The 25,740-nt window shown below is 41.3% G+C and carries 23 protein-coding genes; 18 read left to right on the top strand and 5 right to left on the bottom strand.

Going from position 1 to position 25,740, the window contains the following annotated elements; translation table 11 throughout:
- Positions 1–52: 52 nt before the first annotated feature.
- Together QWZ01_RS15825 and gap are read left to right on the top strand one after the other, a co-directional pair.
- Positions 53–1,156, top strand: coding sequence for an MraY family glycosyltransferase (locus QWZ01_RS15825; protein ID WP_290324881.1), 1,104 nt, complete (start codon positions 53–55; stop codon positions 1,154–1,156).
- 110 nt (positions 1,157–1,266) lie between these two features.
- Entirely contained in the window at positions 1,267–2,286 is a 1,020-nt protein-coding gene (gene gap / locus QWZ01_RS15820) for a type I glyceraldehyde-3-phosphate dehydrogenase (protein ID WP_290324879.1), read from the top strand.
- 20 nt (positions 2,287–2,306) lie between these two features.
- On the opposite strand, the gene QWZ01_RS15815 is transcribed toward gap, so the two are convergent.
- Positions 2,307–2,900: a hypothetical protein gene (locus QWZ01_RS15815; RefSeq protein ID WP_290324877.1), complete on the bottom strand. Its 594-nt coding sequence runs from the start codon at positions 2,898–2,900 to the stop codon at positions 2,307–2,309.
- Between the two features lie 182 nt (positions 2,901–3,082).
- Between QWZ01_RS15815 and QWZ01_RS15810 the strand changes: the two genes are divergently transcribed.
- Together QWZ01_RS15810 and QWZ01_RS15805 are read left to right on the top strand one after the other, a co-directional pair.
- Positions 3,083–3,517 carry a GNAT family N-acetyltransferase gene (locus QWZ01_RS15810; RefSeq protein WP_290324876.1) on the top strand — a complete coding sequence of 145 codons (435 nt, stop codon included), beginning with the start codon at positions 3,083–3,085 and terminating at the stop codon, positions 3,515–3,517.
- A 98-nt stretch (positions 3,518–3,615) separates the two neighbouring features.
- Positions 3,616–4,806 (top strand): phosphoglycerate kinase, encoded by a 1,191-nt coding sequence (locus tag QWZ01_RS15805; RefSeq protein ID WP_290324875.1) that lies wholly within the window; start codon positions 3,616–3,618, stop codon positions 4,804–4,806.
- A 78-nt stretch (positions 4,807–4,884) separates the two neighbouring features.
- Here QWZ01_RS15805 and QWZ01_RS15800 read toward each other — a convergent pair whose 3' ends face one another.
- Positions 4,885–6,111, bottom strand: a complete 1,227-nt coding sequence (locus QWZ01_RS15800) for an endo-beta-N-acetylglucosaminidase H (RefSeq protein WP_290324873.1) — start codon at positions 6,109–6,111, stop codon at positions 4,885–4,887.
- A gap of 340 nt (positions 6,112–6,451) precedes the next feature.
- Between QWZ01_RS15800 and QWZ01_RS15795 the strand changes: the two genes are divergently transcribed.
- The 3 genes from QWZ01_RS15795 to QWZ01_RS15785 all read left to right on the top strand — a co-directional run bounded on the left by QWZ01_RS15795 (position 6,452) and on the right by QWZ01_RS15785 (position 9,424).
- Complete coding sequence (locus QWZ01_RS15795; protein WP_290324871.1) at positions 6,452–8,320, top strand: CocE/NonD family hydrolase; 1,869 nt, start codon at positions 6,452–6,454, stop codon at positions 8,318–8,320.
- A gap of 153 nt (positions 8,321–8,473) precedes the next feature.
- The gene (locus QWZ01_RS15790; RefSeq protein ID WP_290324868.1) at positions 8,474–8,929 is read left to right on the top strand and encodes a DUF2314 domain-containing protein; all 456 of its coding nucleotides are present in this window, start codon (positions 8,474–8,476) and stop codon (positions 8,927–8,929) included.
- Between the two features lie 72 nt (positions 8,930–9,001).
- Positions 9,002–9,424, top strand: a complete 423-nt coding sequence (locus QWZ01_RS15785; protein ID WP_290324866.1) for a hypothetical protein — start codon at positions 9,002–9,004, stop codon at positions 9,422–9,424.
- A gap of 178 nt (positions 9,425–9,602) precedes the next feature.
- Here QWZ01_RS15785 and QWZ01_RS15780 read toward each other — a convergent pair whose 3' ends face one another.
- Positions 9,603–10,916, bottom strand: coding sequence for a polysaccharide deacetylase family protein (locus tag QWZ01_RS15780; RefSeq protein WP_290324864.1), 1,314 nt, complete (start codon positions 10,914–10,916; stop codon positions 9,603–9,605).
- 109 nt (positions 10,917–11,025) lie between these two features.
- Positions 11,026–12,783: an ATP-binding response regulator gene (locus tag QWZ01_RS15775; protein ID WP_290324862.1), complete on the bottom strand. Its 1,758-nt coding sequence runs from the start codon at positions 12,781–12,783 to the stop codon at positions 11,026–11,028.
- A 283-nt stretch (positions 12,784–13,066) separates the two neighbouring features.
- Here QWZ01_RS15775 and QWZ01_RS15770 point away from each other — a divergent pair, with 283 nt between their 5' ends.
- Positions 13,067–13,405, top strand: a complete 339-nt coding sequence (locus QWZ01_RS15770; RefSeq protein WP_290324860.1) for a hypothetical protein — start codon at positions 13,067–13,069, stop codon at positions 13,403–13,405.
- A 100-nt stretch (positions 13,406–13,505) separates the two neighbouring features.
- Here the strand turns inward: QWZ01_RS15770 and QWZ01_RS15765 are convergent, their stop codons facing one another.
- Positions 13,506–13,874 (bottom strand): nuclear transport factor 2 family protein, encoded by a 369-nt coding sequence (locus tag QWZ01_RS15765; protein ID WP_290324858.1) that lies wholly within the window; start codon positions 13,872–13,874, stop codon positions 13,506–13,508.
- Between the two features lie 236 nt (positions 13,875–14,110).
- On the opposite strand from QWZ01_RS15765, the gene QWZ01_RS15760 reads away from it, so the two are divergent.
- From QWZ01_RS15760 to murG, 10 genes are all read left to right on the top strand, one after another.
- On the top strand, positions 14,111–14,617 hold the full coding sequence (locus QWZ01_RS15760) for a hypothetical protein (RefSeq protein ID WP_290324856.1): 507 nt from the start codon (positions 14,111–14,113) through the stop codon (positions 14,615–14,617).
- A gap of 436 nt (positions 14,618–15,053) precedes the next feature.
- Positions 15,054–15,518, top strand: coding sequence for a division/cell wall cluster transcriptional repressor MraZ (locus tag QWZ01_RS15755; RefSeq protein WP_290324854.1), 465 nt, complete (start codon positions 15,054–15,056; stop codon positions 15,516–15,518).
- Positions 15,511–16,413, top strand: a complete 903-nt coding sequence (rsmH, locus tag QWZ01_RS15750; protein WP_290324853.1) for a 16S rRNA (cytosine(1402)-N(4))-methyltransferase RsmH — start codon at positions 15,511–15,513, stop codon at positions 16,411–16,413. Before QWZ01_RS15755 ends, rsmH begins: the two co-directional genes overlap by 8 nt.
- Positions 16,410–16,823: an FtsL-like putative cell division protein gene (locus tag QWZ01_RS15745; RefSeq protein ID WP_290324852.1), complete on the top strand. Its 414-nt coding sequence runs from the start codon at positions 16,410–16,412 to the stop codon at positions 16,821–16,823. The genes rsmH and QWZ01_RS15745 overlap by 4 nt, the downstream gene beginning before the upstream one ends.
- Positions 16,813–18,924 (top strand): penicillin-binding protein, encoded by a 2,112-nt coding sequence (locus QWZ01_RS15740; protein ID WP_290324850.1) that lies wholly within the window; start codon positions 16,813–16,815, stop codon positions 18,922–18,924. Before QWZ01_RS15745 ends, QWZ01_RS15740 begins: the two co-directional genes overlap by 11 nt.
- A complete protein-coding gene (locus QWZ01_RS15735; protein WP_290324847.1) occupies positions 18,921–20,381 on the top strand; it encodes a UDP-N-acetylmuramoyl-L-alanyl-D-glutamate--2,6-diaminopimelate ligase in 1,461 nt (486 codons plus the stop codon). The genes QWZ01_RS15740 and QWZ01_RS15735 overlap by 4 nt, the downstream gene beginning before the upstream one ends.
- A gap of 139 nt (positions 20,382–20,520) precedes the next feature.
- Positions 20,521–21,762, top strand: coding sequence for a phospho-N-acetylmuramoyl-pentapeptide-transferase (gene mraY / locus QWZ01_RS15730; RefSeq protein WP_290324844.1), 1,242 nt, complete (start codon positions 20,521–20,523; stop codon positions 21,760–21,762).
- Positions 21,763–21,839: 77 nt separating this feature from the next.
- Positions 21,840–23,228 carry a UDP-N-acetylmuramoyl-L-alanine--D-glutamate ligase gene (gene murD, locus QWZ01_RS15725; protein ID WP_290324843.1) on the top strand — a complete coding sequence of 463 codons (1,389 nt, stop codon included), beginning with the start codon at positions 21,840–21,842 and terminating at the stop codon, positions 23,226–23,228.
- Between the two features lie 101 nt (positions 23,229–23,329).
- A complete protein-coding gene (locus tag QWZ01_RS15720) occupies positions 23,330–24,475 on the top strand; it encodes an FtsW/RodA/SpoVE family cell cycle protein (protein WP_290324841.1) in 1,146 nt (381 codons plus the stop codon).
- Positions 24,476–24,535: 60 nt separating this feature from the next.
- Positions 24,536–25,705 (top strand): undecaprenyldiphospho-muramoylpentapeptide beta-N-acetylglucosaminyltransferase, encoded by a 1,170-nt coding sequence (gene murG, locus QWZ01_RS15715; protein ID WP_290324839.1) that lies wholly within the window; start codon positions 24,536–24,538, stop codon positions 25,703–25,705.
- Positions 25,706–25,740: the final 35 nt, after the last annotated feature.

Here is a 25,740-nt window from a genome sequence, read left to right as displayed (position 1 = left end):
GCTATATGCGTTGCGTCTGAAACGGGCAAGTAAACCAATAACGGGACTTCATATGACAGAGTTATTGCATTCTTATCACTTGATTTATAATGTTTTAATAGTTGTAATATCGGCTTTTATAACACTGATTACCATTCCTTCTATTTTACACGTAGCACGCGCAAGGCACTTATATGATGATGTTGGCCATTTCCGTAAGCAACATGATCATGGCATACCACGCCTTGGTGGGGTAGCTATATTTGTAAGTTTTATCATCACCATACTTTTATTCAGCGTAATTGATAAATCATTGCCGGTAAGTTGTTTGCTTATCTCCTGCATCATTTTGTTTGCCATGGGCCTTAAAGATGATCTGTCGGGCGTAAACTCAAGTACCAAATTCTTTATACAATTTATAGTAGCAGCCATACTGGTATTACTGGGCGATATACGAATAACCAGCATGTTTGGCATATTTAATATTTATGGCCTGCCTTATGTACCGAGCGCTATATTTTCTATATTACTGATCATGCTTATTGTTAATTCCTTCAATTTAATTGATGGTATTGACGGGTTGGCAGCTACAACCGGTATTATAGTTAATATAACCTTTGCCTTACTTTTTATGCACATAAAGCAGTATGAGCTGGGTGCTATTTGCCTGGCTATGGTTGGCGCGGTAGTCGGTTTTTTACGTTACAATATAACTCCTGCCAAAATATTTATGGGCGACACCGGGGCCCTGCTCATAGGTTTAATATCGGCTGTTATGGCTATCAAGTATATTGAATTGGGTAAGCTTACAGGCGTTAGCGAACCTAACTTTTACCCTGCACCGGCGCTTACGGTTGCTATATTGGTAGGCCCTGTTTTTGACACGCTCCGGGTATTTACCATCCGGATATTAAACGGGAGATCACCTTTTGATGCTGATCGTAATCATATGCACCACCGTATGTTAAAACTGGGAATGGGCCATATTCAGGTTACTCTGTGCTTATCCTTAATTAACATTGGTGCAATAGTGATGGTATTGTATTTTAAAAATCTGAGCAACACCTTACTTGTTAGCTGTATACTTTTAATCCCTTTGCTATTTAACTGGCTTGTTACTTTTTGTATACGCTCAAAAGAACGCGAAAATTTAGCCCTGCGCAATCTGTTTGTTTAAGGTCAATTGTGTTTTTGTAATGCCAGCGTAGTATTAGCGTCAGTAATTGAGCAGCATTATAATTTACCCATACATCTTCATTAACTTTGAATTGTATTAACAGAAATATAATGAAGATTGCTATCAATGGATTTGGCCGTATAGGGCGCGTTTTTTTAAGGAATATTTTAGCTAAACCCGGTATAGAGGTGGTGGCTATTAATGACCTTGCCGATACCCAAACACTTGCTCATTTATTTAAGTACGATTCTGTTCATCGTGGGTTTAAAGGCGTTGTAAATTTTGATGCTGATAATTTGTTTATCAATAATCAGCAGATAAAAGTATTTGCCGAACGCAACCCCGGGGCACTGCCATGGGCCGCGCTTGATATTGATGTTGTAATTGAGGCTACAGGTAAATTTACATCCAAAGAAGGTGCTGCACTGCACCTCAATGCGGGTGCAAAGCAAGTGATCATTTCTGCACCTTCGGCAAATAAAGATGTACCAACGGTAGTGCTGGCTGTTAATGATGATCAGATCGACCTGAGTTCGCCTATACTATCAAATGCTTCCTGTACCACCAATAACGTTGCCGCCATGGTGAAAATACTTGACGATAACTGGGGTATTATTGATGGTTACATCACTACCGTACACTCTATGACGGGCGATCAAAACCTGCATGATGCACCACATAAAGACCTACGCCGGGCGCGTGCGGCATCGGCATCTATAATCCCGACAACTACTGGTGCAGCAAAGGCTATAACAGCCATATTTCCGCATCTGGAAGGCAGGTTAGGCGGGGCAGGTATCCGCGTGCCTGTGCTTAATGGCTCTCTTACCGATTTTACATGCAGCCTTAAAAAGCAACCTACTATTCAGGAAATTAACCAGGCATTTAAACAGGCTGCCAATGGCCCTATGAAAAATGTACTGGAGTACACCGAAGACCCGATTGTATCAACCGATATATTGGATAATCCGCACAGCTGTATCTTTGATTCGCAGCTTACCTCTATTGTAGGAGGGTTGGTAAAGGTGGTTGGCTGGTATGATAATGAAATGGGCTACAGCAGCCGTTTGGCAGATCTGGTTGAAAAAATAGCCCAACTGAAAGTTCATCAGCCGGGCTATTCGATGTGAGAGATTTAGGTTTTATTAATTTATTTTGTGTAGGATAAGCCTACAGTAAGGCTCACTGCAGCATTATCTTTATCATCAAATATGTATGATGAAAAAGTGATCATATCTTTATTTTTATTAATGTAGCCGGTTTGTGCCTGTACAGCAAGCTGCTGAGATTGATAGGCTTTGAAGAAAACGATAGTACGCTCTACATGTAATTTAACCACGGTTTTACCATTAACTATAGCGGTTGTAGCAGCCGGCAGATTAACGTTATTCAGGTTATCATCAATATAATCATAAGCAATATCGCCATCACCGTTTAATGTACTGAAATGTAAGCCTGAAAGACCTGATGCCGAAAAATCTTCCTTAAAGTGTACTGCTGAAGCCTTGTTATAATCATCCTGACTGATGATAAGATCAGCTTTTTCGTTAAGTGACAAATAAAGTGTATCGTGACTAACGCTGGTTTTTACAACATGGTCGGCTATTGAAAGGTTAACCGCGTTTGGTGCAGTACTGTTAGTAGTATGTGGTTTATTGCTTACAGGTTTAGGATCGCCTAATTTGGCTGATTCGCAACTTGCAAAAAGTAATGTGGCTGTGACTAGGTATAGTAATTTCTTCATGACTTTAGTTTTATATTATTTTAACTTTTGCAAAAAATGTGCCTCTCAACTTAATTATTTTATAGTTATACTTAAACCAACTTAATTCAGCCGAATTTATAGCTGATATACTTAACAATTAATTTATATAGTGTAATATATGCCACAGGAGATGGGCAAAATATTCCCAGATTTCTCATTTTATGATCAAATTTATCACAGTTGAAGACCTACTTCCCTTGCGCAATGAGGTACTGCGCGAAGGCAAACTTACCCTGGATGAATGCCGTTTCCCATCTGATGATATAGAGGGGGCGTTTCATTTAGGCTATTACCAAAACAATGAGTTAGCCTGTGTGGCATCATTTCATCCGCAAAATTATACAGGTTATCCTGGCAAAGCCTACCAGTTAAGGGGGATGGCCACTATTGAAAAATATCGTGGTAAAGGTTTGGGTAACCAGTTGGTTAACTTTGCCCTGGTATATCTGCGCGGACAAAAAACAAACTATGTATGGTGCAATGCCCGCAAAAAAGCAGTGCAGTTTTACCTGGGAGCGGGTTTTGAGATCATATCTGATGAGTTTGAAATCTCTGGCATTGGGCCTCATTTTGTGATGTATGTAAAAATAACATGAAGTTTAAACGCGCAATAAACACCTTTTTCATTTTTCGTTTAAGAATTAAGAATAAAATGTTGAATTTGCGCGCCTTACATTAAACGACATATAATCGTATGAAAACAGTAGATCAAATTAGTTTTGCCGGCAAAAAGGCCCTGATCAGGGTTGACTTTAATGTGCCTTTGGATGAGGATTTTAACATTACAGACGACAACCGCATGACGGCAGCTTTACCTACTATAAAAAAGATCTTGAAAGATGGTGGTAAAGTTATCCTGATGTCGCATCTGGGCCGGCCAAAAGGTGGTCCGGAAGATAAATATTCTTTAAGACACGTGGTACGTCACTTATCTGACCTTTTAGGCCAGCAGGTTGAATTTGCTGATGATTGTATTGGCGAAGAAGCTATTCAAAAATCAAAAGATCTGGAAAAAGGCGAAGTGCTTTTATTAGAGAACCTGCGTTTTTATAAAGAAGAAGAAAAAGGTGATGTAGCTTTTGCCGAAAAACTTTCAAAATTAGGCGATGTTTATGTAAACGATGCTTTTGGTACTGCTCACCGCGCACATGCGTCTACAGCTGTTATAGCTCAGTTTTTCCCTGATGCCAAAGTGTTTGGTTACCTGATGGCAGCCGAATTGAATAATGCAGAGAAAATATTAAACGGCGCCGCTAAACCTTTCACCGCTATTATGGGTGGTTCAAAGGTTTCTGATAAGATAGAACTTATTGAAAAATTGCTGGATAAGGTTGATAACCTGATCATCGGTGGTGGCATGGCTTATACCTTTGCTAAAGCTGATGGCGGTAATATCGGTACCTCACTTGTTGAGGCCGATAAACTTGACCTGGCTATTAGCCTGCGTCAAAAGGCTAAAGACAAAGGCGTGAAATTATACCTGCCGGTTGATAACGTTATTGCTGATGCTTTCTCAAACGATGCCAAAACCGGAGTTGCTAAAACCGGCGAAATTCCTGACAACTGGATGGGATTAGATATCGGCCCTGAAACCGTAGCCTTATTCAGCAAAGTGGTTGAAGAGTCAAAAACCATTTTATGGAACGGCCCAATGGGTGTTTTTGAAATGGAAAGCTTTTTAGCAGGTACCAAAGCTATTGCCGAGGCGGTAGTTAAAGCAACTGAAAACGGTGCTTTCTCACTTATCGGTGGTGGCGACTCAGCTGCAGCTGTTGCTAAATTTAACCTGACTGCAGATGTAAGCTACGTATCTACAGGTGGTGGTGCTTTGTTAGAGTATATGGAAGGTAAAGAGCTTCCGGGCGTAAAAGCAATCAACGAATAAAATACTTTTTATTATTAAAGCAAAAGCCTCCCGGTAGTACCGAGGAGGCTTTTGCTTTTTAGAAGATTGTGAAATTTATTATTGAATTTTAACTGATGTTACTACATCATTGGCATTTGGAAAAAGTGTAGTAAAGTTTGGTGTATTAGCAGTGCGTGTCCATGATGTACCGGTGAAATTATCATTGGTGTACATGGTCACTGTCCATCCGGTTGGTATCTTTACTGATGATGCCCAGTTATCAGGCATACCATAAGCCTGTAGCTGTGCTAAGGTATAGGTTCCCTTGGGTATAGCAGTTGTGACTGTACCGCCGTAGTTAATGTCCTGGTAAAATGTTACCCCGGTAGTTGGTGGCGTCACCGTACCTGTGTATACCGTTGTTTTGCCGTAAAGCTTGTTTGATACGCTTGTAAGGTAAGTATGCACATCGGTATTAGGCAGGTTATAATAAAGGTAAATACCATAGCTGTTATTTACAGTTTGTGTAGCCAGTGATGCGGCAGTAGTTGAGCTTGTGCTTTGAATATCAATAGCAGCAGGCCCTAAATTGCTTTTAGCTAATCCCGGAACGTTTGGTACGGAGTATGATCCGTAAACGGCATTCCAGCTGTAATCAACCTTTGAACCTACGGTAACACCATTAAAGCTTAAGCGCGAAGCCGCAGGGCCATAATAGTAAAATGAGATAAGTTTAGTAGGCATCAACTGGCGCAGAGCGGTAACCAGGTATACAAACGAGCTTGAGTTAGGCTGTCCGGTTCCGTTGTTGCCATAGTCTGCGTATTCGTCATCAAAGTCAATACCGTCAAGGCCGTAAGTAGTAACGGCGTTGCTCAGTAACTGGGCAAAATCCTGCGCGGCAGCCTGAGTAGGGAAGTTGCTGATACCAGCACCCTGGTGGTTACCCAATATTGATAGCATTACTTTAATGCCCTTAGCCTGCAATGGTTGTATGTAAGTTGAGGCATTGCTCAATACATTAGTCACTTGCGGGTTAAAAAACAGTTCTGCCTTTTGGGTAGTGGTGTTGTAATTAATGTTGGCCGCAAAAATAATGGCTACATCAAACAGCTGTTGTCCGGTAGATAGGGTGTAGTTGCCTACATTTCTAATATCGTTATTGTTTACTTCTACATAACAAACGCCTTTCGGTCCGCTTACGCCAATAGCATTGGTACCCAGTTTTGATGCCGAATTGTTGCTTGCACCGGGGGCGGGTGCCAGATCTTTTTTACATGCGGCGGCAAATAACAGGGTTATACCTAATAATGCTGTAGGTATTTTATTCAATTGTATTCTCATAAAGTTTTTTGATTTTAATTAATAATGTTTTTTAGTAGTTAAGCTGTGGTTTGTTTATCCATAGGCATGCGGTTTTGAGTTTAAGAGGGTTATCTGAATAGAGTATGGTTAAGAAATTGGATTTTAGGAGTTTGAGAAGAAGTGATATTGCTTTTAAAAGTTTAGACTCGTATTTATACGGATGCAGCAATCATCTTAGTTGCAGATTATTAGCTCTGATTGAAAAAATATTTCAAAATATGAAAAAGGGCATTTAGTTGAAGTTTGATGTTGGTTACCGAGCCTTGTTTGTCGCTTTTATTTTATTGAAGTACATTTAGGCTTTAATCGCATTTTTAAAATGAAGAAAACTTTACTTGCTACCTTATTGCTGATAATTACGGTAATTGGCGCTTATGCCCAGCCTAAGGCCCCCGATGCCGAATACATAAAAGCCAACTACCAGAAATACGAATACCAGATACCTATGCGCGATGGTAAAAAGCTATTTACTTCGGTATATGTACCAAAAGACAAATCGAAAAAATATCCTATCATGATGGATAGGACACCCTACAGCGTTGCTCCATACGGTACGGAATTATATAAAGGCAGCCTTGGGCCATCGTCATTATTTACGCATGATGGTTTTATTTTTGTTTACCAGGATGTGCGTGGCCGTTGGATGAGCGAGGGTATTTATGAAGAAATGACTCCCGAAAAGGAAGTACATAAAACCAAAAACGATGTTGATGAAGGTACCGATACCTATGATACCATTAATTGGTTGCTTAAAAACTTACCCAACAACAATGGTAAGGTAGGGGTATGGGGTATTTCGTATCCTGGCTTTTACACCACAACTGCGCTGCTCAGCCGTCATCCTGCTTTAGTTGCCGCATCGCCGCAGGCGCCTATCGCCGATCTGTACCGGGATGATGCATTTCATAATGGCGCTTTTATGCTGGTAGCCAACTTTGGTTTTTATCCCGGCTTTACCAATCGCCAGGACGATAAACCAACCCAGCGCCGTGGAAAGGGATTTGATGCAGGTACAGAAGATGGGTATGACTTTTTCCTGAAAATGGGTTCGGTAAAAAACAGTAACGATAAATATTATAAAGATACCATCCGCTTATGGAACGAAATGCTTGATCATCCGAATTACGATCAGCATTGGAAAGACAGAAATGTTCTTTATCACCTGCATGATATTAAAACAGCCGTACTGGTAACAGGTGGCTGGTATGATGCCGAAGATCTCTACGGAGCAGTCAACACCTATAAAACACTGGTAAAGGAAAATCCAAAAACGCCGGTTTATTTTGCCATGGGCCCCTGGGTGCATGGCGGCTGGTCACGCGGAGATGGTGACCATTTGGGCGATGTGGGTTTTGGCGAAGCTACCGGGCCTTTCTATCGCGAAAAAATTGAGTTTGCCTTTTTTAGCCATTACCTGAAAGGTACTGAACTGAGCCTCGCCCCGGTATCTACCTTTGAAACAGGTCTCAATAGCTGGAAAACATATAATGTATGGCCGCCTAAGGAGGCTGCCGAAAAGAATTTGTACCTATTGCCCGGCGGTAAATTATCTTTTGACGCGCCCGCTGCCGCGGCCGAAAGCTTTGATGAATTTGTATCAGACCCTAACAAACCTGTACCATTCATCAACAGCATTGATATGGATATGAAACGCGAGTACATGACTGCCGATCAGCGTTTTGCATCGCAGCGCGCTGATGTGCTTACCTATGCTACCGATGTGCTTGATAAGGATGTTACCATTGCCGGTAATATATGGGCCAACTTAAAAGTATCAACAACCGGAACTGATGCCGACTGGGTAGTTAAAGTGATTGATGTTTACCCTGATTCTACAAAAAATGATAAGTGGGCGGGTAAGGAAGTTTATTTATCGGGCTATCAGCAAATGGTGCGCAGCGAGGCCATGCGCGGCAAGTTCCGCAATGGATTTGATAAGCCTGAAGCATTTGTACCTGGTCAGATAACCCCGGTTAATTTTGAATTGCAGGATGTGCTGCACACCTTAAAAAAAGGTCACCGCTTAATGGTGCAGGTACAAAGTACCTGGTTTCCGCTTATTGATCGCAATACACAACAATTTCAGGATATTATGAAAGCCAAGGATACCGATTTTAAAAAGGCAACCCACAAAGTATACACCTCGAAGGATAATGCCAGCTTTTTAAAGGTAAGGGTAATTGAATAGCGTTGCTTCTACTTAAAATATAACCAAAAGTCCCGGGTTTTCAAAAGAGAGCCCGGGACTTTGGGCTTAAAATAACGGTTGCGGTGTTATGTTGAATTTCTGATAAAGGATAGTTTTGTTAATAAGAGCCAAAATCTTATCCGGTAAACTATTATGAAAAACTTCTTGTTTGTTTTATTGCTGTTTGCAGTTACAGACGCCTTTTGCCAGAAAACCAAAGTTGAAGAGGATGCCAGGAACAAAGCTGTTGCTGTGGCTAAGAATGGAGGCCGGCTTTCAGCAATCAAAAATACCGCGCAGCGATACATGCCACAGTTTTTAGATAGCTTGAAAAAGAACGGTAACGATCATGAGGGGTATTCTTTCATCTTAAAGTCTGAATTTGTGGAGGGAGATAAACATGAACATATGTGGTCGCAGGTTTTGGGGTTTAGTAATGGAGTGTTCAAAGTGATATTCATCGATTCTCCTTTAGAACTCACCAATATCAAAATGGGTGATAAGGTTGATGTGAAACAAACCGATGTGGAAGACTGGGCTATCAATAACATACGAACCAAAAAAATAACCGGAGATTTTTCTGATAAATATTTGAACATCAAACAGTAAATTGCTTTGTGTTTTATTTAGCGTTTGTAGCATTAATAAAGCTGCGACCGTAAATTATATAAACTTATATTTATGAAAAAGCCGTTATTGTTTTTATTGCTGATTGTTGTTTACTCGACCTGCAGCAAAAAGACCTACCAGAGTGCTGCGCCCTGTAATCCGGGCATGTGTACCATGATGTTTGCAACTGTTGGTGTAAACTTTGTTGATAAGGCCGGTAATGCCGTAGCTATTAAAGATTTTAAGGCTGTCAACTTAAGATCAAGCAAAGTTATTCAAACAGAGGCTACACCAGCATCGGGCGAAAATTCTGGCTTTCATGTTATTGCTACCGATGGCAATATCAAAGAATTTACCATTGAGGGTGATGAGGTAAAAGTTACCGCTACAAATGCGGCTACCAATCAAACACAATCAATCACTGTAAAAATAACCGGAGGCTGCGCCTGCCATGTTGCTAAAGTTGCCGGCCCGGATAAGGTTGTTTTTGATTGATGATATAATTCAGACTAATCAATCAAAAAGTTTGTCATTTCGATTGAGCCTGGAGGGCGTGAGTTTAGAGCGAAAGAGAAATCTTATACGACATGCAAATTCGCTTCGTCAATCCTATATGATTTCTCGCTATCACTCGAAATGACAGGCATTAATAATATGAATAAGATCAATTATACTATACACCCGTCAATACAACCGTTGTGCCGTTTGGTATTGCCTGGTATAATGCATAAGTGCCCTTAGCATCGCTTGCTGTAGATACGGTTTGTTTTTTGATTCCCTGAGTTATGGTCACCTTTTTCCAGCTGCTTGGCAAATAGGTTTTAAGTGTAAGCGGCAGGGTATAAAAAGTTTTGTTAAGCGGATTGTTTACACTTACAGTTATTTTATTACCCATTAAATTGCTTTGTATTTTGGCGCTTTGTCTTTCGCGCATGTATTTAGTAACATCGCCAAAAGTGGCTACCCAAAGTTTATCCTGATTATTTTTAATATAGGTAAAATACTCATCAAGTTCCTGATGAGGCAAGGCTTCCCAGCCAATACCATCAACACCATGATGTGTGAGCACAAGCCAGGTATCGTGCCGGGCAATGGCGGTATCAACCCAGGCTTTCATCATGGGCAGCGGTGTTTTGGTAGTAGCGCCGCGTTGATACTGTACATATTCTTTATCGGTATTGCCGGGAGTGTCTTTATTGCCGCGACTTATTTCTTTAAGCCAGGGTTCGGGCATGCGATTGCGGAGAGCAGGATAAACCTTACTAAGGTAGCTTACCGCGCGCTCGTTCTCGGTACCAAAAGGGCCTTCGGCGCTAAAGGTATATTGCAATCCCAAATGGTTTAAAACATCCAGTCGGCTTTTTTCGGCCTCGTACATCAGGTTGGTTTCATCAAGGGCGGCCAGGCGAGGGTGAGTTACCATGTGACTGGCAAATTCATGCCCTTGCGCTGCATAAGCCTTAATTTGAGGCCAGGTGGTGCCATGGGCATCTTTCCACTCATCATTATGTTGTACACCGGGTTTAAATTCGCCGCTGCGTACTTTGGCGTAGCACTCATCTATAGCTTTATAAGCCGCATCGGTTTTACCGGCATCTATCAATGAGCCCGCCTTGTAATGATAATCAAGCGGCCCTATCAGTCCAAGATAACCGGTTGCTGAAGCACGTTCAAAAAAATTATTCTTATTGGTTGGTATAGTCGCTGTTTCCTTAATAATATCCTTTACCGGGCGACCTATAAATTTACCCTGATACTGCGAGCCAGGTATTTGTCCGGTGATGATAAAAAAGGTTGCCGGTAGTTTCAGTTTGTTCAATATGGGTAAGGCTACCTTAAACTGGTTGATGGAGCCGTCATCCCAGGTTATGGATACAGCACCATTACGGTTATATTGCCATTTGGCTATTTCTGTTTTACCGGGCTGGGCTTTAACTATGGTTACAACACAAAGAAGGCCAATAACCGGCAGGAATAATTTTTTCATTATTACACAAGTAGGTTTATGTAGCTAATATAATCACACTGCTTTAACATAAATACTATTAATTGCTTTGTAACGAAATAGTTAACAATTGCCGATGTGAAATAATAGCTTACGTGTGTGTATGCAAGAAAGGGTAAGCCAAAAGCTGCCTCTGAATGCTGGAGAGTAATTGTTGCGGTTGAAAGGGCTTTAGTAAGCAATCGGCAAAACCACTGTTCAATAAATCGGCCAGCATTTTTTCATCAACCAATGAGGCTGTAAAAGCAATAACAGGAGTTTGCGGATATAGCCGTTTCATTTCATATATGGCGGTGTATCCGTTCATTACCGGCATTTCAAGATCCATCAGGATAACATGATAAGCCTGGTCTTTTTTTAGCTCATCAAGCGCTTCCTGGCCGTTATATACACAAGTAACCTCGGCTTTATAGGTGGTTAGTGATTTTTTGGCAACCATCATATTGATGTGGTTATCCTCAACTAATAAGATCCGTATACCGGCTAAAAGATCGGCGGTTTTGGCCTGGTCTGCCTTTATCTGTTTAGAAGTAGCTGCATAAGGAAATTTAAGATCGAAGCTGAAGATGCTGCCCATGCCCTTTTTACTCACCAGCACCAGTTTGCTCTTCATTAATTTTAACAGCCTAACGCATATGGTAAGTCCTAAGCCCGTACCGTTCAGATTTTTAGTGGTAGGGTCGTAAACCTGCCAAAAGCTTTCAAATATTTTTGCCTGGTCTTCATCGCTGATGCCTATCCCGGTATCTTCAACACTGAAGCTAACCTCCATAAAATCATCAGTCCGGGTTTTACATGCCGCCTTGAGTTTAATAAAACCTTCGTCGGTGAATTTTAGGGCGTTCGATAATAAATTGTTGAAAACCTGTATCAACCTAAGGTCGTCGGCCATTATCTGCTTATCAAGCACAGGGTCAATCTCTATTTCCAGATCAAGGCCTTTTTCCTTAACAATCGCTGTAAAGGGAATGCCTATGTTGATCAGGAGCTGTTTCAGGTTAAGCTCAACAGGATAAATATCCAACTTGTTGGCCTCAATTTTATTAAAATCAAGGATGTTATTTACCTGATGCAGCATGTGGTCTGAGCAATACTTTAATACCTGTATATATTCGTCATGCTGGCTAAGAGTATGTTCCTGTTTAAGCAGGTTTATTACACCAATAATGCCGTTTAGCGGAGTGCGTAATTCGTGTCCCATAGTAGCCAGGAACTGCGTTCGGGTATCAATTACGCGTTGGCTTTGCTCCATGAGCTCGTCAATGTATTTCTTTTCAAAAAAAATGTAAGCTACAGCAAATACTATGGTTGATGAAATGGCCACAATACGATTGATCAATGCCAGTTTGGTAATTTGATCTGTAGTAAAATCTGCCAGTGGAGTAACGTGCCTGCCTATTAAGGTACATATACCGGCCGATACCAAAATAATAAAGATGTAAATGAACGACTGCCGGTACTTGGTACGCTTCAAATCAACCATGATAGGTACCGAAACCAGTATCGGGAAAAAATACAGGAACTGTTCAGATTGTAAACCTTCGAGCGCAGCAGCAATAATGAGCATGCTACAGGTTAATGATATAATGGCAATGGTTAAGTTTTTAATAACATCCTGATATTTTAAAAGGATGAACATTAAAATAGCAAAGCAAAAACATGCCACCAGGAATGATGATACATAGAGGCCAATGAATGAATCATAGATGGAAAGCCCGATACCCGTGAACAAAGCCGCAAGGCCAAGTTGATATGACCTTTTCGGAACCTCCTTCATGTCGAAAAGCGGGTCGAGGTGCTTATCATCCTCCCTGATCAATTTATGATATTTATCGGTAACGTTTTGCATTTTGATATGATGCCGCTGTGCTTTTTGTTTTGAAACTTACAAAGTTACTGAATGAAAAAGCTTATAGCGTGAATAAAATGAACAGCGTGCTTATGGGTTATAATTTTGTTCGGTACAGTTATTAATTTAACTGCTAATTCTAAAAATAGCTTTTAAATTTTTTGAAAAACTGTACAATTTGAGCACAATTTATTACACATATAGTTAACAACGATTTGTTGTAATGGATGTTTCCTCACCGGATGAATGTTACGACTAATAGCGTAATTAAAATCAAATTACCATGGAACGTAAACTTAATCTCCGGCACCTGTTATTATTTTGTGGTTTATTTATATCAGCCTCGGCAGTACATGCGCAAAACAAGGCAAATGAATTGCCAGAAACAGGGTTTTATGTATTGGTCAATAATAAAGACAGCATGAGGGTCACTATTGTGCAGTTTTATAATGATGAAAAGCAATTGATCTATGAAGAGAAGGTACAAGGCAGGAAACTGAAACTGAACAATAAGAAAGTGCGTGAATCACTTAATTCCTGTTTAAACAAAGCTCTGCTGGCCTGGAACTATAAAAAAGAAGTTCTGCTTGATAAAAAATGGGTGGCTGCTACAGTACATTGATCTCCTGTTGTAGCGAAAGCATGAATATCGGATTAAGCTATAAAAAAATCCCCGTGATCATGATCCGGGGATTTTAAATTTATAATAGTAAGTGTTTGTGTTATGCCTGCGGTAAATCATAATGGAAACTTTCGCTAACTATTTTTCCATCCTTAACCTGATAAACACCTATCTCATTCATCATGGTTCTGTCCTGCCCTTTAAAAGTAACATCAATATCCATTGCTATAGTGAAAAAATTACCGGTTACAATTGGGTTTGATGTGGTATAGCTATGTAACGTTTCAACCGCATCAAACCATTCGTTTGTTTTGTCCAGCACAGCGGTTTTACCTTCCGTTATTTCCATGTGCGATCCTTTTGGCTCATAGCTTGTAATATTATCGGCATAAAGCTCATTTATAGCTTCTACATTTTTTCCTTCCCGGCAAAGTTGCACTAATTTGTCGGCTACTTCTTGTGTATTCATAATTTTAGGGGGTTAAATGGTGGTTTGTTTTTTACCATAAAGTTAAAGGATTATATAATTAAAAGTGGTTAAAAACAAGAGTTTAAATAGGTGGCCCAATTAAAAAATCGATAGCTTATAATGATCGATTTTAATGGAGGTAAAATGCTATATATTCCTGATAATATTTTACATGATTCCGTTTTGTTAAGCATCTATATTTGATATTAATAAACCATTTAACATCACAATTTATTATGAAAACGAAAAACCTAATGATGCCATTGGCGCTGATTTTCTGCGCATTATTATCTGGTAATGTGCTGGCAAAAGATGCACCTTTAAGGCGGGGGAACCATATTCCTTATTACTCTTTAAATGACATTAAACCTGCAACTACGGGAGCAAAATTTAACGACGTTCCATGTAACCTAACTATTGCGCAAAACTATCTTGATAGTGACTGGATAATTACCTTTAGCCAGAATGGGCATGAGGTGTATAGTTTTACAACACCTTATTACCACTCATGGGATGTTATTGACGGATATGAAAATTTAGGTTATGTAGCCGAGGGTACTTATGACATTACATTTATGACTCTTGATGATCATTACCGCACCCATTATTTAGTACTCCCTGATGGAACCGATAAAGATTTTGTTGACTGCTATCAATATAGTGGTGGCGGATACACCTTTCACAACGTAACTATCAGCAGTAGCACCGGATGCGAGCTGATGGCTACGCCCGATCTGGAATAATTTATTTATCCTAAACAAACACTGAAAAATCCATGGGAAGTTGAAATCCCGTGGATTTTTTATTTTATTAATCTCATTGCCGCCTTGATATTTGAGGTTATTCGCTCAAAATTCCTTCTTCCTTCTCCAGCAAACATTTATTCAATCTGGCTTTAAAATCTGATTCCTTCAGTTGACTCATCAATCTCCGTTTAACGCAAAAAATTAAGGCAAATATGGGCCCAAGGAAAGTGGAATTCGCTTTTAAACGCTGTTTTATTTGTTTTCATTTACCTGATGCATCTGCCAATTTTTGGATGGTAACTTGCTGGTTTTTTGTTTTTTAGGATATAGCATAATAGGGCCAAAAATGTTGAAAACTTTTTGGTGGTAAAAAGTGGTAGAAAGTGGTAAAAGTAAACTACTTTTACCTATTAAATTATGCCATAGTCTGAAAATGTCCTATTTAACCGGAAATTTTGAATGCAAGCTGGATCCTAAATCAAGGATGATGATTCCTGCTGGACTCAAAAAAAAGCTTCCGGAAATTGAAACTGAGGGCATTGTGATCAATTGTGGCTTTAAAAATAATCTGGTTATCTACACCAAATCCCAATGGGATAAAAGATTGGATGAACTGGGTAAACTTAATGAATTTGACGAAGACAGTGCAGACTTTATACGATATTTTACAAGCGGGGCCACTGAATTAACCCTTGATGCTGCCGGCCGGGTTTTAATACCTAAATTTTTGCTGGAGCACGCGGGTATTAAATCAGATGTAATGTTAACCTGTCAGTTAAATAAAGTTGAAGTGTGGGATGCTGAGGTATATAAGTCTACATATCTTAAAATGCCAAAAGATTTTGCAGCATTAGCGCAAAAGGTATTAGGAAGTAAAGCAGGGAGGGATAATGAGTGAGTATCACACACCGGTAATGTTGCAGGAATGCATTGATGGGCTGAATATCAAAAGCGATGGCACTTATGTAGATGTCACTTTTGGTGGAGGTGGGCATTCGCGCGAAATATTGAAGCATTTAGGTGCGGAAGGCAAATTGGTTGCCTTTGATCAGGATGCCGATGCTCAGCAGAATTTAATTGATGATGAGCGTTTTATCTTCGTAGATCAAAACTTCCGTTATCTCAAAAATTTCAGCCGTTTACATGGTGTTATTCCGGTTGATGGTATACTGGCTGATCTGGGTGTTTCATCGTACCAGTTTGATCAGGCAGACCGGGGATTTTCAATCAGGTTTGATGCCGAGTTGGATATGCGTATGAATCAGTTGGGTGAGCTAACTGCTAAGGATGTTGTAAATAATTATACTGCTGCCGAGCTGCATCGGATTTTTGGTGTTTACGGAGAAATACAAAATGCTAAATCGCTGGCCGAAACTATTGTTACCGCGCGTTTAAATGCACCGATAGTAACCATAGCTGATCTGAAAAACGCCATTAGTAACCGTATCCCAAGGGGCAAGGAAAATAAATATCTGGCGCAGGTATTTCAGGCTTTGCGCATTGAGGTTAACCAGGAGCTGGAAGCCTTGAAAGAGTTTCTGGTGCAGGCATCAGAGATATTGGCTGTTGGTGGCAGGCTGGTAGTAATGTCATATCACTCGCTGGAAGACAGGCTGGTGAAAAATTTTATAGCCAAAGGTAAGTTCAGCGGTGAGGTAGAGAAAGATTTATATGGTAATGATAATAAACCGTTTGATGCGGTAAGTCGCGGTGCTGTAACAGCATCAGACGAAGAAATAAAGAATAATAACAGGGCACGGAGCGCTAAATTAAGGATAGCTGTAAAAAAATGACCAATCGTTTACGTACAGAAATTCAGGAAGAAGAAGTTGAGCAGGATATTATCGTGGAAGAAAAACCTGTAAGGGAAATTCCGGATAATTTTTTTACCCAGCTTTTTAGCAAAGGCTTTATCTCTACAGAAAAGGCTACCAGCGCTTTGCCGTTTTTAATGTACCTGGCCTTGTTGGGCATGATATACATTGGCAACATGCACTTGGCCGAAAAAACGATACGTGATATTGATGATATAACTAAAGAGGTAAAAGAACGTGGCTGGGATTATAAAACCGCCAAGGCCGAAATGGCTTTTAAAAGTACGTTAACCGAGGTGGCCAAACGTGCCGATACTCTTGGGGTAAGGCAATCAGTTGAGCCGCCGCAAAAAATAACAGTAAAGGAGGAAGAACAGGATGGGAATTAGAACCAACATTCTGCTGCGGGTGTATATCGCTTTCGGGCTGATATTGTTATTTGCGTTTGCTGTGATAGTACAGTTATGTCGTGTGCAGTTTATACAAGGCAAAAAATGGAAAGCCATGGCCGTAAGCATGTCGGCCCAGTATCGTGATGTAGAGGCTGCCCGGGGTAATATTTTTTCTGTTGATGGCAGCTTATTGGCTACATCGGTGCCTGAATATGAGTTGCATATGGATATGCTGGCCGGTGGTATTGCCGATGATGGCGTTTTTAATGATAATATAGATCAGCTGGCAGCAAACCTATCAAAAATGTATGGCGACAGGAGTGCACGTGAATACTCCCGGATATTACGCGATGCTCGCAAGGATAATTCGCGCTATTTGCTGTTGAGGCGCAGGGTTAGTTATCAGGAGCTAAAAAAGATAAAGGAGTTCCAGATATTTAAAAACCGGAAAACTAAAAACTGCCTGATCGTACTACAGCAAAACAAACGTATACGACCTTTTCAGTCATTGGCTGCCCGTACAATTGGCTATAAGAATGATAACGTTAAAAATCCTGTGGGCCTTGAGGGGGCCTATTCGTCGTATATCAATGGCGAAAATGGCCGCCGCTTAATGCAGCGTATTCCAGGTGGTATCTGGATGCCGGTTAATAACGATGAGGATGAGATAGCCGCGAAAGATGGAGCTGATATTATATCAACCATCAACGTGAACTTTCAGGATGTGGCACAGGACGCGCTGAAAAAACAACTGATCAAAAGCCAGGCAGACCATGGCTGCGTTGTATTGATGGAAGTGGCAACCGGTGAGATCAGGGCTATTGCCAATTTTACCCGTACCAAGGAAGGCGACTACCAGGAAAAAATGAACTATGCTATCAGCAACGCCATTGACCCGGGTTCGACTTTTAAGTTGGCATCGTACATGACCTTGCTTGATCAGCATAAGATTGATACCAGCACTATTGTAAATGCCGAAGGTGGCAAGTATAAATTCCCGAAAGGGCCAACCATTACCGATACCGAGCATGATAACTATGAAATGAGCGTTAAACGCGCTTTTGAAGAATCATCAAACGTGGCTGCGGCAAAATTAGTTACCAAATATTACAGCGGTAACCCATGGGAGTACATTAATAAACTGTACAGTTATCATTTGAATGAAAAACTGCAACTGCAAATAGCGGGTGAAGGCAAACCGGTAATCAAAAACCCATCAAACCGCAGCTGGAACAAAAACTATACCCTGCCCGAAATGGCTTACGGTTATGAAATGAATATGACGCCACTGCAAATGCTGGCCTTTTATAACTCGGTTGCAAACAATGGCAAAATGATAGCGCCCATATTTGTGCGTGAAATTCGCAGGTTGGGTAATCCTATCGAACAGTTTCAGGCCCGGGTTATTAATGAGCAGGTTTGCTCTGATGTTACCCTGTCAAAAGTGAAAGGTATGCTGGAGGGCGTGGTGCTTAACGGTACAGCCAAAAATGTGGTAAAAAACAAGTTATATAGCGTAGCCGGTAAAACAGGAACGGCACAGGTGGCTGATGGCCGTAAAGGCTACACCGCCAACAAAACATACCAGGCATCGTTCTGCGGATATTTCCCGGCAGATCATCCTAAATATTCCATGATCGTGGTTGTAAATAATCCACATGGTGTTTACCTGGCTGCCCTGGTAGCTGGCCCGGTTTTCAGGGAAGTTGCCGATAGGGTTTATGCTAATGATATGGAGATAAACCAAAGTCCTGCCACAAATCTGGTTGGCAACACAAGCTTACCAAAAGTAAAGCAGGGTAATTTAACGGCATTAAAAAAGGTTTATACCAAGTTAGGTGTAAAGCCACTATATGCATCGGCTAATGCCGGTGGTGAAGGCGTTGATACCAGCAACGGTATTCCTTTTGAAGAAGTAAAATACAAGAATGGCACAGTTCCGGAAGTAACCGGAATGGGTTTAAGCGATGCCCTTTATGTACTGGGCAACGCGGGTTATAAAGTAACGGTACGAGGCAGCGGCATAGTAACTACACAATCGGTTACTGGCGGCAGCTTAATACCAAAGGGTTCACGAATAACATTAGAACTGCAATGAAGTATTTAAGTGATATATTGGATGGACTGGCCTTCACAGAACTACAGGGAAGCGCCGATGTGGAAATTACTTCGGTAACCTTCGATTCGAGGCAGGTAAAGCCCGGATCGTTGTTTGTTGCAGTGAAAGGTACCCTTGTTGATGGGCATGACTATATTGCTCAGGCTGTAAAAAATGGCGCTATAGCTGTTATATGCGAAGAATTGCCTGCGCATACTGCCGGTGAGGTTGATTATTTAATGGTAGCCGACTCGGGCAAGGCTTTAAGTATAGTTGCCGCCAATTTTTACGGCAGGCCATCTGAACAGCTTAAACTGGTTGGTGTAACCGGTACCAATGGTAAAACTACCGTGGCAACGCTGTTATATCAGCTGTTTCGTGATCTGGGTTACAAATGCGGTTTGCTGTCAACGGTCGAAAATCAGATCAATGGACAGGTGATCCCATCAACCCATACTACCCCCGACCCAATTGAGCTTAACAGTTTGCTGGCCCAAATGGTAGAGCAAGGATGTGATTACTGCTTTATGGAAGTAAGCTCACATGCCATTGTGCAGCATCGTATAGATAACCTGCTGTTCTCAGGAGGTATTTTTACCAACCTGACACATGATCATTTAGATTATCATAAAACTTTTGACAGCTACCTGAAGGCAAAAAAAACCTTTTTTGATGGCCTGCCAAAAAGTGCTTTCGCCCTTACCAACAGTGATGATAAAAATGGCAATGTAATGTTGCAAAACACACAGGCCCATAAAAAAACTTATGGTCTTAAAACTATGGCTAATTACAAGGCCCGCATACTGGAAAACCAGTTCAGCGGCTTGTTATTGCACATTGATAATGAAGAGGTGTGGTTTAAAATGGTTGGTACTTTTAATGCGTACAACCTGCTGGCTGTTTATGCAACGGCTATGCTGCTTGATCAGGATAAGGCCAAGGTGTTAACCAGCCTGAGCAAACTAACCGGTGCCGAGGGCAGGTTTGAATATATAGCTGCTCCAAACAAAGTAATAGGTATTGTTGATTACGCCCACACGCCTGATGCCGTACAAAATGTGCTGAGTACCATCCATGACATTCGTAAGGGTAATGAAAAGGTGATAACAGTTATAGGCTGCGGCGGCGACAGAGATAAAACCAAACGCCCGGTAATGGCAAAAGTAGCCAGCGAATGGAGCGACAAAGTAATACTAACCTCAGATAATCCGCGCTCGGAAGATCCGGCGCTGATCATTAAGGATATGGAAGAAGGTGTTGATCCGGCATTTAAAAGGCACACGGTAAGCATTGTGAACAGGCATGAGGCTATTAAAACAGCTTGTATGCTCGCCAATCCGGGCGATATTATCCTGGTTGCCGGTAAAGGCCATGAAAAATACCAGGAAATAAACGGAGTGAAAAGTCACTTTGACGATATGGAGGAATTGGAAGAACAATTTAAGTTAATGAATTAACTACCTGAATCAAGATTCAGACAAAATATAAACCAATTAATATAGTAACTATAAAACACATTTAAAACATTAACCGCACATCTGCATATCTGCACATTTGAAATTTGCACATCTGCATATCTGCACATTAAAAAAAGAGATGTTATATTATTTATTTACATATCTAAGTAAAAACTACAGCATTCCGGGAGCAGGGGTATTTCAATATATCACCTTCCGTACAGCGCTTGCTGTTATAACATCGTTACTGGTTACTACGGTGTATGGTCGTAGGTTAATTGATTACCTGCGTTTTAAACAGGTTGGTGAAACAGTAAGGAATTTGGGACTTGAAGGTCAGATGCAAAAGTCAGGTACCCCTACTATGGGTGGTATCATTATTTTATTAGGCATCCTGATCCCAACATTGCTGTTCGCCAAGTTGGAGAATATTTATGTGATCCTGATGCTCATCACTACCGTATGGCTGGGTGCCATCGGCTTTTTGGATGATTATATCAAGGTATTCAGAAAAAATAAGGAAGGTTTAGCCGGCAGGTTCAAGATCATAGGGCAGGTAGGTTTGGCACTCATCATCGGGTGGACAATGTATTTCAATACCGACATCGTGATCAGGCAGGAAGTGAAGTTACCGGTAAGGGCCGATGTTCCGGTTGACTTCCACATGAAAAAGGATAACCCTATTTATACACAGGATGTACGGTCGACCAAGACCACCATGCCTTTTTATAAAAATAATGAGTTTGATTATGCCAAGGTATTAAAGTTTTTAGGCTCGGGTTATGAGCAATACGCGCTGGTAGTGTTCCTGTTTTTTGTGATCGTGATCATCACGTTCATTTCAAACGGAGCCAACATTACCGATGGTATTGATGGCTTAGCTACGGGCACATCGGCAATCATAGGTATTACGCTGGCAATACTGGCTTATGTATCGGGTAACATTGCAATGGCCGATTATCTGAACATCATGTTTATTCCAAATTCGGGCGAGCTGGTAATTTTTGCTGGTGCCTTTGTTGGAGCATGTGTAGGCTTTTTATGGTATAACTCCTATCCTGCACAGGTATTTATGGGCGATACGGGTAGTTTAGCCATAGGTGGTATCATAGCGGTATTTGCCATCATGATACGTAAGGAACTATTGCTTCCAGTACTATGCGGCGTGTTCCTGATCGAAAACATATCGGTTATTATGCAGGTGGGCTGGTTTAAGTACACCAAGAAAAGATCGGGCGAGGGCAGGAGGATATTTTTAATGGCCCCGCTGCATCACCATTATCAGAAAAAGGGTTTCCATGAAGCCAAGATCGTAACCCGCTTCTGGATCATTGGTATACTGTTGGCTATTATAACGATTATAACACTGAAGTTGAGATAACGGCCCCCCGGCCCCCTAAAGGGGGAGTAAAATAAATAGGATTAGAATCAAGATATAAGAAAATAAAAGGAAAATAAGTGGAAACACAAAACAACATAGCTAATAAAAAGCACCCCCTTCAGGGGGCGGGGGGGGCTCGTATTGCCATTCTTGGTGCCGGCGAAAGTGGTGTTGGTGCGGCATACCTTGCGCAACAGCAGGGCTATGATGTTTTTGTTTCTGATTTTGGTGCCATTGCCGATCATTACAAAAAGCAGCTTCAGGGCTGGAATATCCCTTTCGAGGAAAATCAGCATACGGAAGCCGAAATATTGAATGCTTTAGAAGTAATTAAAAGTCCGGGTATACCTGAAAAGGCGCCTATTGTTAAAAAACTTCGCGAAAAAGGAATTTCGGTTATATCTGAAATTGAATTTGCCGGAAGATATTGCGATGCCAAAATTATAGGTATCACCGGCTCAAACGGAAAAACTACTACCACCAGTTTAACCTACCACATCCTGAAAAACGGAGGATTGAATGTAGGCCTTGCCGGTAACATAGGCAAAAGCTTTGCCTACCAGGTAGCTACCGAAAAGTTTGAGTATTACGTGTTGGAGTTAAGCAGCTTTATGCTTGATGATATGTACAGGTTTAAGGTAGATATTGCTGTTTTGCTCAATATTACGCCTGATCATTTAGACAGGTACGATTATAAGCTGGAAAATTATGCGGCGTCAAAATTCCGCATAACGCAAAATCAAACAGCGGCCGATTATTTTATCTATTGCGCCGACGATCCGGAAACCATTAAAGGTATGGCCGGTCGCGGTTTTGAAGCACAGTTATTACCATTTTCAATAGAAACTAAGATTAAACCGGGAGCATATCTCGAAAACGACAATATTGTCATTAACACACTACAAGAACATTTTCAAATGTCAATTAAAGAACTGGCCCTGCAGGGTAAGCACAACATTTACAACTCCATGGCATCAGGTATTGTATCAAAAGTGCTTGAACTGCGCAACGAATCGATGAGAGAGAGTATGGGCAACTTTAAAAACATCGAGCACAGGCTGGAGTCGGTTGGTAAAATATCAGGCATTAGTTTCATTAATGATTCTAAGGCCACCAACGTAAACTCAACCTGGTACGCCCTGGAAAGCATGACCACTGATGTGGTGCTGATTTTAGGCGGTGTAGATAAGGGAAATGATTATAGTATGCTTAAACAGCTCGTAAAGCAAAAGGTGAAAGCCATTGTTTGCCTGGGCAAGGATAACAAACGCATTCATGATGCTTTTGAAGAGGATGTAGAAGTTATCGTTAACACCGGCTCGGCGCAGGAAGCAGTGCAGGTAGCCTATCACCTGGCCGAAAAGGGCGACACTGTATTATTGTCGCCAGCTTGTGCCAGCTTTGACCTGTTTAAAAATTACGAAGACCGCGGCAACCAGTTTAAAGCGGCAGTGCGGGAATTGTAGCCCATAACTCCATAAAGGGAGAATAATGAGGGTTTAAATTATAAATAGTTGAACATTAAATAAAAGTCTCACCCTTTAGGGGGAGATTTAGAGGGGGTACAATGCATCGGATACTCAGTAACACAAAAGGCGACCGCTGGATATGGCTTATAGTCATATTGCTTTCTGTTATATCCTTGTTGGCAGTATACAGCTCAACCGGTACGCTGGCATATAAGAGAGGAGTTGGGGTCGAATCGATCCTGATGAAGCACCTGGCTATGGTGGTAGGCGGTATCGCGCTCATGTATATTTCACACAAGCTCGATTATCGTTACTATGCAGGTATCTCCAAGATCATGATGATTGTTACCATACCATTATTGTTATATACACTATTGTTTGGTAGTCACATCAACAATGCCAGCCGGTGGATCAACATCCCTGTAATTGGGCTGAGTTTTCAAACGTCGGATTTGGCCAAGCTGGCACTGATCACTTACCTGGCTCGTACATTATCGCGCAAGCAGGAAAATATTAAAGACGTAAAAGAGTCGTTTTTGCCTATTATGGGTGCGGTTTGCCTGGTGTTTATATTAATTGCATTAGCCAACTTATCAACAGCGCTGATGCTGTTTGGGGTGAGCATTTTACTGCTCATAATAGGCCGTATTAGTATTAAGCAAATTGCTGTGGTTTGCGGAGCAGGTTTTATCTTATTGCTGGGCGTTTTATTCCTGGGCCCAAGAAGGCACATGTATGCAACGCGTGTAAGTACCTTCCTGCACCCGGAAGAAGCCAAGCCTGATAAATCTTTCCAGTCTGACCATGCTAAGATAGCTATAGCCAGCGGCGGTTTATTTGGTAAAGGGCCAGGCAACAGTAGCGAAAGAAACTACCTGCCAGAATCATACTCCGACGAGATATACGCCATTATTATTGAGGAGTATGGATTAGTCGGGGGATTTGCCTTAATAGGCATTTACCTGTTTTTATTATACCGGTGTATAAAAATTGTAACAAAGGCGCCAAAGGCTTTCGGAGCTTTGCTGGCTTGCGGCTTAAGTTTTAGCTTAACCATACAGGCTTTCGCTAACATGGCGGTGGCGGTAGGTTTGGGGCCGGTAACCGGTGTTCCGCTGCCGTTTGTAAGCATGGGTGGTACATCAATATTGTTTACCAGCGTGGCGTTTGGCATTATATTATCGGTAAGCAGAGATATTGAAGAGCCAAAGAAGGTAGTAGTAGGAGAGATCAGGACGGCATGAGAAGCCCCCTAACCCCTAAAGGGGAACTATAGTTATATATAGAAAAGAGAGTTAAAGAAAATGAAAAGAGAAAGCAATAATGTGAGTGAAGCAACTCAAAAACTCCCCCTTCAGGGGGCAGGGGGGCTTCGCGTTATCATAAGCGGAGGCGGAACAGGAGGACACATCTTCCCTGCCATTGCTATTGCCAATGCTTTAAAAAATATTGACCCTGCTACCGAAATATTGTTTGTAGGAGCTAACGGCCGTATGGAAATGGAAAAAGTTCCGGCAGCAGGTTATAAGATCATTGGGTTGGATATTCAGGGTATACAGCGTAGTTCTATCTGGAAAAACGTGATGTTTCCCATTAAATTAATTAACAGTGTACGTAAGGCGCTTAAAATTATTAAAGATTTTAAACCTGATGCTGCTGTTGGTGTTGGTGGATATGCTTCGGGACCTTTGTTGTATGCAGCATCATTAAAGCATATACCATATCTCATACAAGAGCAAAACTCGTATGCAGGTATTACCAATAAATGGCTCGGAAAAAATGCTCAAAAAATATGCGTGGCATTTGATGGCATGGAGCAGTTTTTTCCAGCTTCAAAGATCATTAAAACAGGCAACCCTATTCGTAAGGATGCCGTAAACGTGGCCGGCAAGCACATGCAGGCATTGGAGCTTTATAAGTTATCGGCATTTAAAAAAACAATACTGATAACAGGTGGCAGCCTGGGAGCACGTACTTTGAACAACAGCATACTTGCAGGGCTTGATAAACTGATAGCTGCCGATGTGCAGATCATCTGGCAAACAGGTAAGTTTTATTATAAACAGATCATCGAAAAACTGGGCGAAGATTATCACCCTGATATCAAGATCAAGGAGTTTTTATCAAGGATGGATCTGGCTTACGCCGCTGCTGATATTATTATATCACGCGCCGGTGCAGGTACCATCGCCGAGCTTTGCATGGTTAAAAAGCCGGTGATCCTGGTGCCATCGCCAAATGTGGCCGAAGATCACCAGACCAAGAACGCACTGGCACTGGTACAGGAAGAGGCGGCAGTATTTTTAGCCGACAGGGATGCCGAAGCTAAACTGGTTGACAGGGCACTTGAATTATTGAACGACAGAGAACAGCAAAAGAAACTGGGCGTAAATATTGGCAAACTGGCTATGCCAAATGCCGATGAGGTTATTGCCCACGAATTATTAAAAATAACAACAAACAACAACAATTAAAATTATGGTCCTCCTTCTCCCCAAAGCGGGAGGGC

The organism is Mucilaginibacter aquaedulcis (assembly GCF_030409325.1).
GTDB classification, from domain to species: Bacteria; Bacteroidota; Bacteroidia; order Sphingobacteriales; family Sphingobacteriaceae; genus Mucilaginibacter; species Mucilaginibacter aquaedulcis.
Note: the sequence above shows the minus strand (reverse complement) of the source record. Positions and strands in the feature narration are given on the sequence as shown.

What these genes read in the sequence shown, in the direction of transcription:
- QWZ01_RS15785 (WP_290324866.1), top strand. Translation starts at nt 9,002, where the DNA reads ATGAAAAAGCCGTTATTGTTTTTATTGCTGATTGTTGTTTACTCGACC.
- QWZ01_RS15745 (WP_290324852.1), top strand. Translation starts at nt 16,410, where the DNA reads ATGACCAATCGTTTACGTACAGAAATTCAGGAAGAAGAAGTTGAGCAG.
- mraY (WP_290324844.1), top strand. Translation starts at nt 20,521, where the DNA reads ATGTTATATTATTTATTTACATATCTAAGTAAAAACTACAGCATTCCG.
- QWZ01_RS15825 (WP_290324881.1), top strand. Translation starts at nt 53, where the DNA reads ATGACAGAGTTATTGCATTCTTATCACTTGATTTATAATGTTTTAATA.
- QWZ01_RS15800 (WP_290324873.1), bottom strand. Translation starts at nt 6,111, where the DNA reads ATGAGAATACAATTGAATAAAATACCTACAGCATTATTAGGTATAACC.
- QWZ01_RS15790 (WP_290324868.1), top strand. Translation starts at nt 8,474, where the DNA reads ATGAAAAACTTCTTGTTTGTTTTATTGCTGTTTGCAGTTACAGACGCC.
- QWZ01_RS15720 (WP_290324841.1), top strand. Translation starts at nt 23,330, where the DNA reads ATGCATCGGATACTCAGTAACACAAAAGGCGACCGCTGGATATGGCTT.
- QWZ01_RS15770 (WP_290324860.1), top strand. Translation starts at nt 13,067, where the DNA reads ATGGAACGTAAACTTAATCTCCGGCACCTGTTATTATTTTGTGGTTTA.
- QWZ01_RS15795 (WP_290324871.1), top strand. Translation starts at nt 6,452, where the DNA reads ATGAAGAAAACTTTACTTGCTACCTTATTGCTGATAATTACGGTAATT.
- QWZ01_RS15780 (WP_290324864.1), bottom strand. Translation starts at nt 10,916, where the DNA reads ATGAAAAAATTATTCCTGCCGGTTATTGGCCTTCTTTGTGTTGTAACC.
- QWZ01_RS15765 (WP_290324858.1), bottom strand. Translation starts at nt 13,874, where the DNA reads ATGAATACACAAGAAGTAGCCGACAAATTAGTGCAACTTTGCCGGGAA.
- QWZ01_RS15810 (WP_290324876.1), top strand. Translation starts at nt 3,083, where the DNA reads ATGATCAAATTTATCACAGTTGAAGACCTACTTCCCTTGCGCAATGAG.
- QWZ01_RS15760 (WP_290324856.1), top strand. Translation starts at nt 14,111, where the DNA reads ATGAAAACGAAAAACCTAATGATGCCATTGGCGCTGATTTTCTGCGCA.
- gap (WP_290324879.1), top strand. Translation starts at nt 1,267, where the DNA reads ATGAAGATTGCTATCAATGGATTTGGCCGTATAGGGCGCGTTTTTTTA.
- QWZ01_RS15740 (WP_290324850.1), top strand. Translation starts at nt 16,813, where the DNA reads ATGGGAATTAGAACCAACATTCTGCTGCGGGTGTATATCGCTTTCGGG.
- murG (WP_290324839.1), top strand. Translation starts at nt 24,536, where the DNA reads ATGAAAAGAGAAAGCAATAATGTGAGTGAAGCAACTCAAAAACTCCCC.
- rsmH (WP_290324853.1), top strand. Translation starts at nt 15,511, where the DNA reads ATGAGTGAGTATCACACACCGGTAATGTTGCAGGAATGCATTGATGGG.
- QWZ01_RS15805 (WP_290324875.1), top strand. Translation starts at nt 3,616, where the DNA reads ATGAAAACAGTAGATCAAATTAGTTTTGCCGGCAAAAAGGCCCTGATC.
- QWZ01_RS15775 (WP_290324862.1), bottom strand. Translation starts at nt 12,783, where the DNA reads ATGCAAAACGTTACCGATAAATATCATAAATTGATCAGGGAGGATGAT.
- QWZ01_RS15815 (WP_290324877.1), bottom strand. Translation starts at nt 2,900, where the DNA reads ATGAAGAAATTACTATACCTAGTCACAGCCACATTACTTTTTGCAAGT.
- QWZ01_RS15735 (WP_290324847.1), top strand. Translation starts at nt 18,921, where the DNA reads ATGAAGTATTTAAGTGATATATTGGATGGACTGGCCTTCACAGAACTA.
- QWZ01_RS15755 (WP_290324854.1), top strand. Translation starts at nt 15,054, where the DNA reads ATGTCCTATTTAACCGGAAATTTTGAATGCAAGCTGGATCCTAAATCA.